General features: G+C 71.6%; 16 protein-coding genes. 5 read left to right on the top strand and 11 right to left on the bottom strand.

The features are described 5' to 3' along the window. Positions 1–3: 3 nt before the first annotated feature. Entirely contained in the window at positions 4–600 is a 597-nt protein-coding gene (locus J3P41_RS10380; protein WP_210650219.1) for a class I SAM-dependent methyltransferase, read from the bottom strand. Beyond that, positions 593–1,429: a tRNA pseudouridine(38-40) synthase TruA gene (gene truA / locus J3P41_RS10375; protein WP_210650218.1), complete on the bottom strand. Its 837-nt coding sequence runs from the start codon at positions 1,427–1,429 to the stop codon at positions 593–595. The genes J3P41_RS10380 and truA overlap by 8 nt, the downstream gene beginning before the upstream one ends. A gap of 108 nt (positions 1,430–1,537) precedes the next feature. Between truA and J3P41_RS10370 the strand changes: the two genes are divergently transcribed. Genes J3P41_RS10370 through J3P41_RS10350 form a run of 5 tightly spaced genes read left to right on the top strand, consistent with a single transcriptional unit; the run spans position 1,538 to position 4,597 of the window. Further along, positions 1,538–1,909 carry a helix-turn-helix transcriptional regulator gene (locus tag J3P41_RS10370; protein WP_210650217.1) on the top strand — a complete coding sequence of 124 codons (372 nt, stop codon included), beginning with the start codon at positions 1,538–1,540 and terminating at the stop codon, positions 1,907–1,909. Then, positions 1,906–2,415, top strand: a complete 510-nt coding sequence (locus tag J3P41_RS10365) for an SRPBCC domain-containing protein (RefSeq protein WP_210650216.1) — start codon at positions 1,906–1,908, stop codon at positions 2,413–2,415. The genes J3P41_RS10370 and J3P41_RS10365 overlap by 4 nt, the downstream gene beginning before the upstream one ends. After that, positions 2,415–2,993, top strand: a complete 579-nt coding sequence (locus J3P41_RS10360; RefSeq protein WP_210650215.1) for a TIGR03086 family metal-binding protein — start codon at positions 2,415–2,417, stop codon at positions 2,991–2,993. The genes J3P41_RS10365 and J3P41_RS10360 overlap by 1 nt, the downstream gene beginning before the upstream one ends. Further along, on the top strand, positions 2,990–3,589 hold the full coding sequence (locus tag J3P41_RS10355; protein ID WP_210650214.1) for a dihydrofolate reductase family protein: 600 nt from the start codon (positions 2,990–2,992) through the stop codon (positions 3,587–3,589). Before J3P41_RS10360 ends, J3P41_RS10355 begins: the two co-directional genes overlap by 4 nt. A gap of 51 nt (positions 3,590–3,640) precedes the next feature. After that, positions 3,641–4,597, top strand: coding sequence for a ketopantoate reductase family protein (locus J3P41_RS10350; protein ID WP_210650213.1), 957 nt, complete (start codon positions 3,641–3,643; stop codon positions 4,595–4,597). 535 nt (positions 4,598–5,132) lie between these two features. On the opposite strand, the gene rplQ is transcribed toward J3P41_RS10350, so the two are convergent. The 9 genes from rplQ to J3P41_RS10305 form a co-directional block, all read right to left on the bottom strand. Then, on the bottom strand, positions 5,133–5,714 hold the full coding sequence (rplQ, locus tag J3P41_RS10345; protein WP_210650212.1) for a 50S ribosomal protein L17: 582 nt from the start codon (positions 5,712–5,714) through the stop codon (positions 5,133–5,135). 82 nt (positions 5,715–5,796) lie between these two features. Next, the gene (locus J3P41_RS10340) at positions 5,797–6,813 is read right to left on the bottom strand and encodes a DNA-directed RNA polymerase subunit alpha (protein ID WP_179619758.1); all 1,017 of its coding nucleotides are present in this window, start codon (positions 6,811–6,813) and stop codon (positions 5,797–5,799) included. Positions 6,814–6,926: 113 nt separating this feature from the next. After that, complete coding sequence (gene rpsD, locus J3P41_RS10335; RefSeq protein WP_210650211.1) at positions 6,927–7,535, bottom strand: 30S ribosomal protein S4; 609 nt, start codon at positions 7,533–7,535, stop codon at positions 6,927–6,929. Positions 7,536–7,561: 26 nt separating this feature from the next. After that, positions 7,562–7,957: a 30S ribosomal protein S11 gene (gene rpsK / locus J3P41_RS10330; RefSeq protein WP_056906616.1), complete on the bottom strand. Its 396-nt coding sequence runs from the start codon at positions 7,955–7,957 to the stop codon at positions 7,562–7,564. 61 nt (positions 7,958–8,018) lie between these two features. After that, positions 8,019–8,393, bottom strand: a complete 375-nt coding sequence (gene rpsM, locus J3P41_RS10325) for a 30S ribosomal protein S13 (protein ID WP_210650210.1) — start codon at positions 8,391–8,393, stop codon at positions 8,019–8,021. Between the two features lie 213 nt (positions 8,394–8,606). Next, a complete protein-coding gene (gene rpmJ / locus J3P41_RS10320) occupies positions 8,607–8,720 on the bottom strand; it encodes a 50S ribosomal protein L36 (RefSeq protein WP_004008316.1) in 114 nt (37 codons plus the stop codon). A 73-nt stretch (positions 8,721–8,793) separates the two neighbouring features. Beyond that, positions 8,794–9,015, bottom strand: coding sequence for a translation initiation factor IF-1 (infA, locus tag J3P41_RS10315; protein ID WP_056599768.1), 222 nt, complete (start codon positions 9,013–9,015; stop codon positions 8,794–8,796). A 214-nt stretch (positions 9,016–9,229) separates the two neighbouring features. Next, entirely contained in the window at positions 9,230–11,680 is a 2,451-nt protein-coding gene (locus tag J3P41_RS10310) for a transglutaminase-like domain-containing protein (protein ID WP_210650209.1), read from the bottom strand. Next, the gene (locus J3P41_RS10305) at positions 11,677–12,858 is read right to left on the bottom strand and encodes a DUF58 domain-containing protein (RefSeq protein WP_210650208.1); all 1,182 of its coding nucleotides are present in this window, start codon (positions 12,856–12,858) and stop codon (positions 11,677–11,679) included. Before J3P41_RS10305 ends, J3P41_RS10310 begins: the two co-directional genes overlap by 4 nt. Between the last annotated feature and the right edge of the window lie 4 nt (positions 12,859–12,862).

Here is a 12,862-nt window from a genome sequence, read left to right as displayed (position 1 = left end):
CGCTCAGCCTCGCCGCGTCTCCAGCACCCGGAAGCCCTTGCTGCTGGCGAGGCGCTCGGTGGGCCAGCCCTGCTCGGTCAGCCAGCGCTGGAGCGAGTCGGCGCCCAGGTTCTTCCCGACCACCATCACCATGCGGCCGCCGGGCGCGAGCCGCGGGAGCCACGTGAGCAGCAGCTCGTGCAGGGCGTCCTTGCCGATGCGGATGGGCGGGTTGGACCAGATCTCGTCGAACACCTGGTTGCCCGGCACCTGCTCGGGCGTGCAGGCCACGAACCGCGACTCGAGACCGGCGGCGCGGGCGTTCTCGTTGGCGAGCAGCACCGCCCGCTCGTTGACGTCGACGCCGGTGACGTTGGCCAGCGGCACGGCACGCGCGATCGCAAGCCCGATGACGCCGTATCCGCAGCCGAGGTCGAGGAACTGTCCCTGCACCGGCGGCTCCAGCTCGCGCAGGAGCACCGCGGTGGCATGGTCGAGGTGGCCCCGGCTGAAGACGCCGGAGCCGGTCTCGAAGGTCAGCGTGCTGCCCCACAGCTCGGCGGTGAAGCTCTCCCGCTCGAAGGGCACCGTGGGGTCGGCGGAGAAGTAGTGCTCAGGCATCGATCGCCTCTCGTCGTGCGCGGGCCCGCGCGGCCTGCGTTGCCAGCTCGTCGTCCTCGGGGTAGCCGACCTCCTCCAGCGTGAGGCCGTGGGCATGTACGACGCGCACGCCGGCGTCGCGTCGTCGTCCCGCCATCACCTCGGCGGGCCAGGTGGTCGGCTGCCGGCCCTCGCCCACCGCGATCAGGCTGCCCACCAGGGCGCGGACCATGTTGTGGCAGAACGCGTCCGCGCGCACCGAGCCGACCACCAGCCCGGCTCCGTCGCGACGCCAGCCGAGCTCGAGCAGCGTGCGCACGGTCGTGGCGCCCTCGCGCTGCTTGCAGAAGGCGGCGAAGTCGCGCAGCCCGACCAGCGACGACGACGCCTCGTTCATCGCGTCGAGGTCGAGCCGTCGGCCCCAGGACAGGACGTGGCCGCGCACGAGGGGGTCGGCCAGCTCCTGGGCGTCGGCGATGCGGTAGGCGTAGCGGCGCCAGATGGCGGAGAACCGCGCGTCGAAGCCCGCCGGCGCCTCGGTGACCCGGCGCACGCGCAGGTCGGGGGGCAGGATCCCGTCGACCCGCCGGGCCAGCGCGTCCGGCGGCGGGTCGGTCGACCTGCCCGCCGCCGCCTCGACGAGTGAGCGCTCGACGTCGACGTGAGCGACCTGCCCGCGCGCGTGCACGCCGGCGTCCGTGCGTCCCGCCACCGTGACCCGCACCTCGGGCACGCGCAGCGCGGTCGCAAGCGCCTCCTGCAGCGTGCCCTGGACCGTACGCCGACCCGGCTGGGCGGCCCACCCGGAGAAGTCGGTGCCGTCATAGGCACAGTCGATCCGAAGGCGCACGCAGCGATCCTAGGTGGCGCGATCGACGTCCGTTGTCAACCGTAAGGTTGACAACGCTGGGTTCCCCCTCTACGTTGTAGTCAACCGATCAGTTGACGAAAGGTGCCGATGTCCGACCAGCTCTCCCGCGTCTTCGCCGCCCTCGCAGATCCGACCCGGCGCGACATGGTCGCTCGCCTCACCGAGGGCGACCACACGGTCAACGACCTGGCCGCCCCGTACGACGTGAGCCTCCAGGCCGTCTCCAAGCACCTCAAGGTGCTCGAGGAGGCCGGGCTGGTGACGAGGAGCCGCGAGGCGCAGCGGCGTCCGGTGCATCTCGAGGCGGAGGTGTTCGACCTGATGACCAAGTGGATCGAGCGCTACCGCCGTCGGGCCGAGGAGCGCTTCTCGCGCCTCGACGCCGTGCTCGCGAGCATGCAGGACGAGGACCCCGCGCACCGCGACCACCACGACCCGCAGGAGGGAACCGCATCATGACCACCACCCAGCCCCCCGGCACCGCGACCCGCTTCCCGGAGGCGGCGATCCTGGCCGACGAGCACGTCCCGGCCGTGCACATCTGGCGCGACTTCCACGCCACCCCCGAGCAGCTGATGCGCGCGCACACCGACCCCGAGCTGTTCGCCCGGTGGGTCGGCCCCGACTCGCTCACCACGCGCATCGACGAGTGGACCTGCCGCACCAACGGTGCCTACCGCTACGTCTCCACGCGCGGCGAGGAGGAGTACGCCTTCCGCGGCACCTTCCCCTTCGTCGGCGACGCCAAGATCGTCCAGACCTTCACGTGGGAGGGCATGCCGGAGGCGATCGCGCTGGAGACCCTGACCTTCGAGGACCTGGGCGACGGACGTACCCGGCTGCACGCCTTCTCCCTGTGCGACTCCTTCGAGGGCCGCGACCAGATGCTCGCCAGCGGCATGGAGACCGGCATCCACGAGGGCTACGCCAAGCTCGACCGGCTGCTCGCCGAGGGCTCGCGCTGATGGGCCTCGACGCATCCGCGGCCGTGCGCCACGACGCCGTGGCCGGCGAGTTCACCCGCCTGGTCGAGCAGACCACCGACTGGTCCGCGCCGACCCCCGTGGACGGCTGGACGGCCCGCGACGTCGTCGACCATCTCGTGACCTGGTTCCCCGGCTTCCTGGCCGCCGGCGGCATCGAGCTCCCCGCGGGACCCGCCACGGCCGCGGACCCCGCGGGCGCCTGGCACCACCACGCCGCTGCCGTGCAGGATCTGATCGCCGAGCGGGGAGCCGAGTCGTTCACGCACCCCCACGTCGGCACGCTGCCACTCGCGGACGCGGTCGACCGGTTCTACACCGCCGACGTCTTCATGCACTCCTGGGACCTCGCCCGCGCCGGCGGACAGGATGCCCGGCTCGACCCCGACTTCGCCGGTCGGCTGCTGGAGGGGATGAGCGCGATGGAAGACGTGCTGCGCAGCAGCGGGCAGTACGGCGACCCGGTGCCGGTCCCGGCCGACGCGCCGGTCGTCGACCGGCTGATGGGTTTCATCGGCCGCGATCCGGCCTGGCGGCCACCGGCGGCAGGCACGTCGTGAGCACGGTGGTGCTGCACGCCGTCGCCTCGGTGGACGGCTTCGTCGCCGACCTGCACGACGATCCCGGCCCCCTGTTCGACTGGTACTTCAACGGCGACCAGCCCCTGACCGCGCAGGACATGGCCGACCCGGCGCCCGGAGGGCTGCGGGTGTCCCGGACGTCGTACGACTACGTGAGGCGCGAGTGGGACGCCGTCGGGTGCATGGTGATCGGCCGACGGCTGTTCGACCTCACCCACGGGTGGGAGGGCCGGCCACCGACCGGCGACCACGTCGTCGTGGTGTCGCACCGCCCGCGGCCTGACGGCTGGCACCCCGAGGCGTCGTACCACTTCGTCGACGACGTGACCGCCGCCCTCCGCACGGCGCGGGAGCTCGCGGGCGAGCAGACAGTGTCGGTAGCAGCGGGCGACGTCGGTGGGCAGGCACTCGCCCTCGGCCTGGTCGACGAGGTGGCGATGGACGTCGCCCCCGTCGTGCTCGGCACGGGCAAGCGGTTCTTCGGCTCGCTCGACGTCCCACACCTGCTCGAGGACCCACACGTCGTCATCCAGGGCGACCGGGTGCTGCACCTGCGGTTCCGCGTCCGCCGCTGAACCGGTCGCCCGGCACCTGGCAGGCTGCACCGCCCTCGTAGGGTCGAGGACATGAGGTACGTCGTCTACGGAGCCGGTGCCGTCGGTGGGGTCATCGGCGGGCACCTCCACCTCGCGGGCCGTGGGGTCACGCTCGTCGCCCGCGGCGAGCACCTCGCCGCCATCCGTGCCGGTGGCCTGGTGCTCGACGCCGGCGACGGCCGGCACCGCATCGACGCGCCGGCCACCGACACCGCGGCGGAGGTCGCCTGGACCGACGACACCGTGGTGCTGCTGGCGGTCAAGTCGCACCAGGCGGCGGCCGCGCTCGCCGACCTGCGTGAGCACGCGCCGCCGGACGTGGCGGTCGTGTGCGCGACCAACGGCATCGCGACCGAGGTCGCCACCCTCCGCCTGTTCGCCCGGACGTACGCCGTGTGCGTGATGCTGCCGGCCGCCCACCTCGAGCCCGGAGTGGTGGAGGCCGGCTGCCACCCCACGCCGGCGATCCTCGACCTCGGCCGGATCCCGCACGGCACGGACGCCACCACCGCTGCCGTCGCCGCCGACCTCCACGCCGCGGGCATCGCCTCGGAGGAACGCGCCGACATCATGGCCTGGAAGCGACGCAAGCTCCTGATGAACCTCGTCAACGGCGTCGACGCGTCGTACGCACCGGGCCGGGCCGCCGACGAGCTGGCCGAGGTGGCGATCGCCGAGGGCGAGCGGGTCCTGGCCGCGGCCGGCGTCACCGTCGTCACCGCCGACGAGGACGCCGCGCGCCGTGGCGACATCCTGCGCCGCCGCCCCGACCTCGAGCGACGTGGCGGGTCGACCTGGCAGAGCCTGGCCCGCGGCACCGGCGACTCCGAGATCGACTACCTGGCCGGCGAGATCGTGCTGCTCGGCCGGCTGCACGACGTACCGACCCCCGCCAACGAGGCGATCGTGGCGGCCACCCGCCACCTGACGTACGCCGGCGCGGCGCCCCGCAGCCTCGACGCCGCCGAGGTCCTCGCCGGTCTCTGACCGCACGCGCGGCCGAGCGGTGCGTCAGCCACATTCCGTCGGCCGCCCATGTGGCTCAGCCACCGCCGCCGGGTGGCCGGCGACCCGCCGCGTCCCCTGGCGGTGAGTCAGCCACATTCGTCGGTCGACGATGTGGCTCAGCCACCGCTCCCCCCGGCCGGCAATCCCGCGCGCCCCAGCGGTGCGTCAGCCACATTCCGTCGGTCGACGATGTGGCTCAGCCACCGCCCCGGGGTACGCCGTCCCGGCGCGCGCCCCAGCGGTGCGTCAGCCACATTCCGTCGGCCGTCGATGTGGCTCAGCCACCGCCCCGGGGTACACCGCGCCCCGCGCGCATCCCTGGCGGTGAGTCAGCCACATTCGGCCGGCCGTCGATGTGGCTCAGCCACCGCCCCGGGGTACGCCGCCCCGGCGCGCACCTCAAGCGGTGCGTCAGCCACATCCCATCGGCCGCCCATGTGGCTCAGCCACCGCCCCCCGAGCAGCACGAAGGCCCGCCACCCCGAAGGGCGGCGGGCCTGCGTGAGGACCTGGATCAGGCCTTGGTGTCGTCAGCCTCGGTGTCGGGAGTCTCCTCGACCTCGGCGGCGTCGCCCTGAGCCTCGGCCTCGGCGGTCTCGACGTCGGCGGACTGGGTGTCGAGCACCTCGGTCTCGCCGTCGACGCCCTCGGCCTCGACCTCGGCAGGAGCAGCCTCGGCAGCCGGCGCGGGAGCGGCAGCGGCCTCGGTCTTCCTGCTCGACGGGGCCTTGGGGCTGTAGGCCTCGGTCACCAGCTCGATGACCGCCATGGGGGCGTTGTCGCCCTTGCGGGGGCCGATCTTGGTGATGCGGGTGTAGCCACCGGGACGCTCGGCGAACGTCGGCGCGATCTCGGTGAACAGCGTGTGCACGACCGACTTGTCGCGGATGGTCTTGAGGACCTCGCGACGGTTGTGCAGGTCACCGCGCTTGGCCTTGGTGATCAGCTTCTCCGCGACCGGGCGCAGCAGGCGCGCACGCGTCTCGGTCGTGGTGATCCGGCCGTGCTCGAACAGGGCGGTCGCCAGGTTCGAGAGCATCAGGCGCTGGTGGGCGGGGCTGCCGCCGAGGCGGGGACCCTTCTTGGGCTTGGGCATGTGTCGCGTTCCTTCTCTCGGGCCGTGTCAGGTACCCGGGTAGACGGCCCCGGTCAGGGCCGATTTGGGTGGTGGAGCCGGATCAGAGCTGCTCGTCCTCGATGAACGCGTCGTCGTCGTCGTCGCCGTAGGCGGCGAGGGCGGCGTGCGGGTCGAAGCCGGGCGCGCTGTCCTTGAGCGAGAGGCCCATCTCGACGAGCTTGGCCTTGACCTCGTCGATCGACTTCGCGCCGAAGTTGCGGATGTCGAGCAGGTCCTGCTCCGAGCGCGAGATGAGCTCGCCCACGGTGTGGATGCCCTCGCGCTTGAGGCAGTTGTAGCTGCGGACCGTGAGCTGCAGGTCCTCGACCGGCAGGGCCAGGTCGGCGGCCAGCTGCTCGTCGACGGGCGAGGGGCCGATGTCGATGCCCTCGGCCTCGACGTTGAGCTCGCGCGCCAGGCCGAAGAGCTCGACGAGCGTCTTGCCGGCCGAGGCGATGGCGTCGCGGGGACGGATCGACGGCTTGGTCTCGACGTCGATGACGAGCTTGTCGAAGTCGGTGCGCTGCTCGACTCGGGTGGCCTCGACCTTGTAGGTCACCTTCAGCACGGGGCTGTAGATCGAGTCGACCGGCATCCGGCCGATCTCGTTGTCGGCACCCTTGTTCTGCACCGAGGAGACGTAGCCGCGGCCGCGCTCGACGACCAGCTCCATCTCCAGCTTGCCCTTGTCGGAGAGCGTGGCGATCTTGAGGTCGGGGTTGTGCACCTCGACACCGGCGGGCGGGGTGATGTCGGCGGCGGTGACGTCACCGGCACCGGACTTGCGCAGGTACATCACGACCGGCTCGTCGTGCTCGGAGGACACGACGATGCCCTTGAGGTTGAGGATGATCTCGGTCATGTCCTCGGTGACGCCCTCGATCGTCGAGAACTCGTGGAGGACGGAGTCGACCTTGATGCTGGTGACGGACGCGCCCGGGATCGAGCTGAGGAGCGTACGGCGCAGCGAGTTGCCGAGGGTGTAGCCGAAGCCGGGCTCGAGGGGCTCGATGACGAACCGTGAGCGGAACTCGTCGACGGTCTCTTCCGTGAGGGTCGGGCGCTGAGCGATGAGCACGGAGCATTTCCTTTCCGGATCCACCCACTATTTGACGGATCCGAACATTCGGTTGGCGTGGAAGAGGGGCGCCGGCGGCCGCCTGAGCTGGTCAGGCGGCCACCGGCAGGGAGTCACTTCTTGGAGTAGTACTCGACGATGAGCTGCTCCTGGACCGGGACGTCGATCTGCGCCCGGACCGGGACCTGGTGGATGAGGATGCGCATCCGCGACGGGATGACCTCCATCCAGGCGGGGACGACGCGCTCGCCGTGGGTCTCGCGAGCCACGATCAGCGGGGTCAGCTCCAGCGACTTCTCGCGCACGTCGATGATGTCGTGGTCGCTGACCTGGAAGGACGGGATGTCGACCTTCTTGCCGTTGACCAGGAAGTGGCCGTGCACGACGAGCTGGCGGGCCTGGCGGCGCGTCCGCGCGAAGCCGGCGCGGTAGACCACGTTGTCGAGGCGGCACTCGAGCAGCTGCAGGAGGTTGTCGCCGGTCTTGCCCTGGCGACGGCTGGCCTCCTTGTAGTAGCGGACGAACTGCTTCTCCATCACGCCGTAGGTGAAGCGAGCCTTCTGCTTCTCGCGCAGCTGCAGCAGGTACTCGGACTCCTTGATGCGACCGCGACCGTGCTGGCCGGGGGCGTAGGGGCGCTTCTCGAAGGCAGCGTCGCCGCCGACGAGGTCGACACCGAGACGGCGCGACTTGCGGGTCATGGGGCCGGTGTAGCGGGCCATGTCAGTCTCTCTTTCTCAGTCTCGGGTCAGACGCGACGGCGCTTGGGCGGCCGGCATCCGTTGTGCGGGGTGGGCGTGACGTCCTGGATGGTGCCGACCTCCAGGCCGATGGCACCCAGCGACCGGATGGCGGTCTCACGACCCGAGCCCGGACCCTTGACGAAGACGTCGATCTTCTTCATGCCGTGGTCCATGGCGCGACGGCCGGCGGCCTCGGCAGCCATCTGCGCGGCGAAGGGGGTGGACTTGCGCGAGCCCTTGAAGCCGACGGTGCCGGCAGAGGCCCACGAGATCACCGCACCGGTCGGGTCGGTGATGGTGACGATGGTGTTGTTGAACGTGCTCTTGATGTGGGCTTCGCCCTGAGCGACGTTCTTCTTCTCCTTGCGGCGGACCTTGGTCGCGCGGCTCTTGGGAGGCATTCACTAACTCCTGAGGTCTGGTCTGGAAGCTTCGATGACGAGGATCAGCGCCGAGCGCCGATCACTTCGCCTTCTTCTTGCCGGCGACGGTGCGCTTGGGACCCTTGCGGGTGCGCGCGTTGGTCTTGGTGCGCTGACCGCGGACCGGGAGGCCCATGCGGTGGCGGCGACCCTGGTAGCTGCCGATCTCGATCTTGCGACGGATGTCGGCCTGGACCTCACGGCGGAGGTCACCCTCGATCTTGAAGTTGGCTTCGATCTCGTCGCGAAGCTTGACCAGCTCCTCGTCACCGAGCGTGTGGACCCGGGCGTTGGGGTCGACACCGGTGGTCTCGAGCAGCTGCTTGGCGCGGGTACGGCCGATGCCGTAGATGTAGGTGAGCGCGATCTCGATGCGCTTGTCGCGCGGGAGGTCGACACCAACGAGGCGTGCCATGTGGCGGTTTCCTTGTCTGTACTCGCTCTGGTTTCGGACGTGTCGCGTCCCGGTGCCCCGAGGGGACGGGCTCCGGCCAGTGCTCCGGAGGTGGTTCGGTCGGGCGGTGCCGGACCTAGCGATCACGTTGTGTGGTGGTGCTGGGGTTCAGGCCCCTCGCCGCACGCGGCTTCGGGGCTCGGGCTGCTCGTCCGGCAAGCCGGACGAGATCCCTCAGCCCTGGCGCTGCTTGTGGCGCGGGTTCTCGCAGATGACCATGACGCGACCGTGACGGCGGATGACCTTGCACTTGTCGCAGATGGGCTTGACGCTGGGGTTGACCTTCATGTCAACGCCTTTCTCATGGTGTAGCTGTGCTACTCGGCTGGCTGGATGCTGACCGACGCCCTGCCGGGCGGGGTCACTTGTAGCGGTAGACGATCCGACCGCGGGTCAGGTCGTAGGGGGAGAGCTCCACCACCACGCGGTCCTCGGGGAGGATCCGGATGTAGTGCTGGCGCATCTTGCCGCTGATGTGGGCGAGCACCTTGTGTCCGTTGGCGAGCTCCACGCGGAACATGGCGTTGGGGAGGGCCTCCACAACGGTGCCCTCGATCTCGATCACGCCTTCCTTCTTCGGCATGTCCTCCACAATCTGTCGCAGTGTCTGATCAAATGCTGCCTACCGTGGCCCGGGAACCGCCCGGCCCCTGCGCGCAGGTGGCCAGTGGACCTCGTGAGGCGGCTCCGAGGACCTCTTCCCGGGCACGCGCCGGATCGTCTGGGACGAGTCGGTCGCGGTCCGGGCAGCCGCGAGGCACCACGAAACACAGCCCACGTTGGGCCGACGCACCAGTTTAGTCAGGCGTACGCCGAGAATGCCAATCACCGAGCCCGCGCAGGCGGCGCGTGCCAGCGGTGTCCTCGCGGCTCGCCGGCGCCGTCGCACCGCGGCGCAGCGAGCGCAGGCTGATCGCAGCACGCAGGCGCTGCCACCGGCCCACCTCCTGCGACATCGCCCGGCGCTCGGCGTCGATGGACTCCCAGTACGTCGCGGCGGCCGACACCGCCGGCACCTCGGGCCCGAACACGAAGCTGTCCGCGCGCCGCGCCAGCACGCCGGCCTGCGCGGACACGATGCCGAGGGACTGCTCGCGACGGGTGACCGTCGGGCCGAGGGGCACGACCTGGCCGAGGTCGCGGGCGTGGTCGACCAGCTCGCGCCAGGCGCCGACGAAGCGTGCCGACGGCGAGTCGGCGCTGCGGCGTCGGTGTCGGCGCCAGGCCTTGATCCCGACGATCGCACCGAGCACGAGCAGGACCACCAGCAGCGGGCCGCCGACGTAGGCCACGACGACACCGATCCAGGACGGCACCCCGGGGATGAGCGAGTCCTCCTCCTCGTCGGCCTTCTTGCGGGTGGCCTTGCGCTCCTTGAGGTCGGCGTCGCTCTGCTCCCCCGCGTCGGACGGCGGCGGGATCGGGTTGGGCGGCGGGATCACGGTGCCGGACATCGGCGTGTTGGTCTCGGGGACCTGGTCGGCCGGCGGCGTGGTGGGGGTGAACTCCTCGGTGGGCAGGGTGCGCCACGACCCGTCTGCGGCCCGCAGCTCGACCCACGCCGAGACCTCCTTGCCGGTGACCCGGCCGCTCTCGGGAACCACCGCACCCAGCACGACCCGGGCGGGTACGCCGATCTCGTTGGCGATCAGCGCCATGGTCGCGGCGTACTGCTCGTCGTTGCCGACGATTTGCGGGGCGTTGACGAACTCGTCGGACAGGCGCCACACGCTGTGCCCACCCACGTAGATGCGCTCGGTGCGGCCGATGCCGTCGGAGTACTTGCCCTCGGTCCGCAGGTGCTCGGCGGCCGCGAGCACGCGGCGCATCGGGTCGCTGCCGGCGTCCTCGGTCCACTTCTCCGTCGGCCCCTGGATGAAGGCCGCCTCCGGGGGCAGGGGCGCGACCTCCGACGAGCCGACCGTGCGCGCCGTGAGCTCGTCGTCGGGCTGGACGGCGGTGAAGGTATAGCGGTCCCCGGGCCGGAGACCGGTCGGCACGACGGCCGTGGACGTGGCGAGGTTGTAGCGGAACACCTCCGCCTTGGCCCGCGCGTCGGCGGTCTCGAACTCCATCGACGTGAGCGCGCCGACCGTCGGCAGCCACACACCCGTCCATCCCTCACCCAGGGTGATGGTGACCTCGACCTCCTCGCCCTCGACGGGGTTGTCGATCGTCGACGAGACGCGCTGGAAGGAGTCGTCGGCCGGACCGGGCAGCGCGTCGTCGCTGGCTCCCCACACCATCCCGTCGTAGCGGTCCATGGCGGCGAAGCGGACCCGGGCACCGGCCGGCACGCCGTCGATGTCGAGCAGGGTCTTGTCGTAGACGTTGGTCGAGTCGGAGCGGCCCTTGAGGTCGACGTACTTGCGGAACCCCGCGAGCGGCGAGGGGTAGCGGCCGATGTCGAACGGCGGCTCGACGTAGTTGCGCGCGATGACCCGCCCGTCGTCGTCGCCGGCGACCAGGGCGCTGGCCGGCAGCGCGACGCCGGCGGCGAGGGCGAGCATCGCGAGTGCCCCGACCCCGCGCACGTACGACGTGCTGCCGCCCTGGACGGTGGCGCTGGCGCGGCGAGCGCGGATCGCGAGCCAGGCCAGCGCGAGGGCGGTGAAGACCGAGCCCTGCAGCACCAGCGAGTGCGGGTGGCGCACCCCGAGCACGATGGCGGTCGACAGCACGAGCGTCATGCCGACGACGGGCAGCAGCGCCGTCAGCCACGCCCGACGCACGGGGAGGCGGGCCAGCCCGAGCCCGACGAGGCCGGCGACCATCCCCGAGAGCCACGGCAGCACCAGCAGCGGACCGTCGCCGTCGACCGGCGGGAGCGTGGTGAGCAGGTCCTTCCAGCCGAACACGGCCTGGTCAGCCACCCGGCCCAGCGTGGAGGCACCCGGCAGCATGGACGCGTCCCCCAGCGAGCGCAGGCACAGCGGCCCGCCGAGCAGGAAGAACACGACCAGGCAGATCGCGACGGCCGACACGAGCGGCCAGCCGGCGGCACGCGTGAGGTGCGTGACCGTCACCGCAATGACCACGCCGAGCATGCCCACGACCAGGTACGCCGAGCCGGTGAACGAGGCGCCGAAGGCGCTGAGCGCCACCGCCGACAGCACGACGGTGAAGGCGATGTCGAGCCACGCGTGCCGATCGGGCAGCAGCGCGTGCGGACGGACGCGGGTGCGGGTGCCGGTGCTGGCGGTGCCGGTGGCGGCGCCGGCGGTGGGCCCCGGGGCGGCGGTGCTCATCGCACGCTCCAGCGCAGCAGGCCGCCCAGGTCCTCCTTGGCGGCCAGGTGCAGGACCGGCAGGCCGCCGGTCTCGGTGACGCGACTGTTGCCGCCGGCCTCGACGACGATGCCGAAGCGACGCACCTCGGGCGGGAAGGCCGCCGCGGAGCGCAGCAGGTCGGTGAACGGCGTCTCGCTCCCGCCGACGAGGAACGCGAGGCTGGTGTCGGGGGCCAGCGTGCTGGCCTGCCGGCCGGACTCGACGATCCCGTGGTCGCCGAGCTCGGCGCGGCACACCGCGTCGAGGGCGAGGTGGCCGTCGGAGCCGGTGGAGGCGTGCCGGCCGCACACGAACGAGACGTCGAACTCGTCCAGCACGGCGCGCACGGCGATGGACGCCGCCACCGCCATCGCGGTCTCGAAGTCCTCCGGATCGGCCCAGGCGGAGACCCGGTCGTCGACGACGATGGTGGCGTGGCTGCGCCGGGTGTCGAGGTACTGGCGCACCAGCAGGGCCGACTCGCCGGTGGAGGCCATCACCTTGGCCGAGGAGCGCCAGTGGATGTGGCGCAGGTCGTCACCCGGGACGTACTCGCGCAGGGCGTGGAAGGCGAGGTCGCTCTGGCTGACCGCGTCGGTGGACACGCCCTCGAGGTCGCGCAGCAGCCCGGCGCCGAGGGACTCCATCGGCACCAGGTGCGGGCGCACCAGCACCTCGCGCTCCGGGGTCCAGACGACGTCGCGGGAGAAGATGCCGACGGGGTCGCCGCGTCGCGTCATGGCCGGTCCCACCGTGATCACCCCGCGGCGCTCGGTGCGGATCGTGAACGACTCCTCGTGCACGCCGCCCGGCGCGAGCGAGCTGATCCCGTAGCGGTGGATCGCCGACCCCACCGGCACCTCGAGGGTGGTGGGGACCAGACGCGAGGAGGCCCGGTTGACGACCACGACGCCGGCGGCCACCGACCCGCCCGCTGCGACCCGCTCCGGCTGCAGCCGCAGGTCGACCGAGACGTTGGTGCGGCCCAGGAGGAACGGCAGCGCGAGGACGACCAGCGCCAGGCAGGCCATGCCGAGGACGGCCAGCTCGCGCCACAGGGTGAACGTCGCCACCAGGAGCGCGCCCAGGCCGAGCATGAGGATCAGCCAGCCGATCGGCTTGATGACCTCGAGCGCGTCGTTCAACCGCTGCCTCATCGAC

The sequence above is a fragment of the Nocardioides sp. SYSU D00065 genome, from assembly GCF_017916425.1.
Classification (GTDB): Bacteria; Actinomycetota; Actinomycetes; order Propionibacteriales; family Nocardioidaceae; genus Nocardioides.
This window is presented reverse-complemented; position numbering and strand designations above follow the sequence as displayed.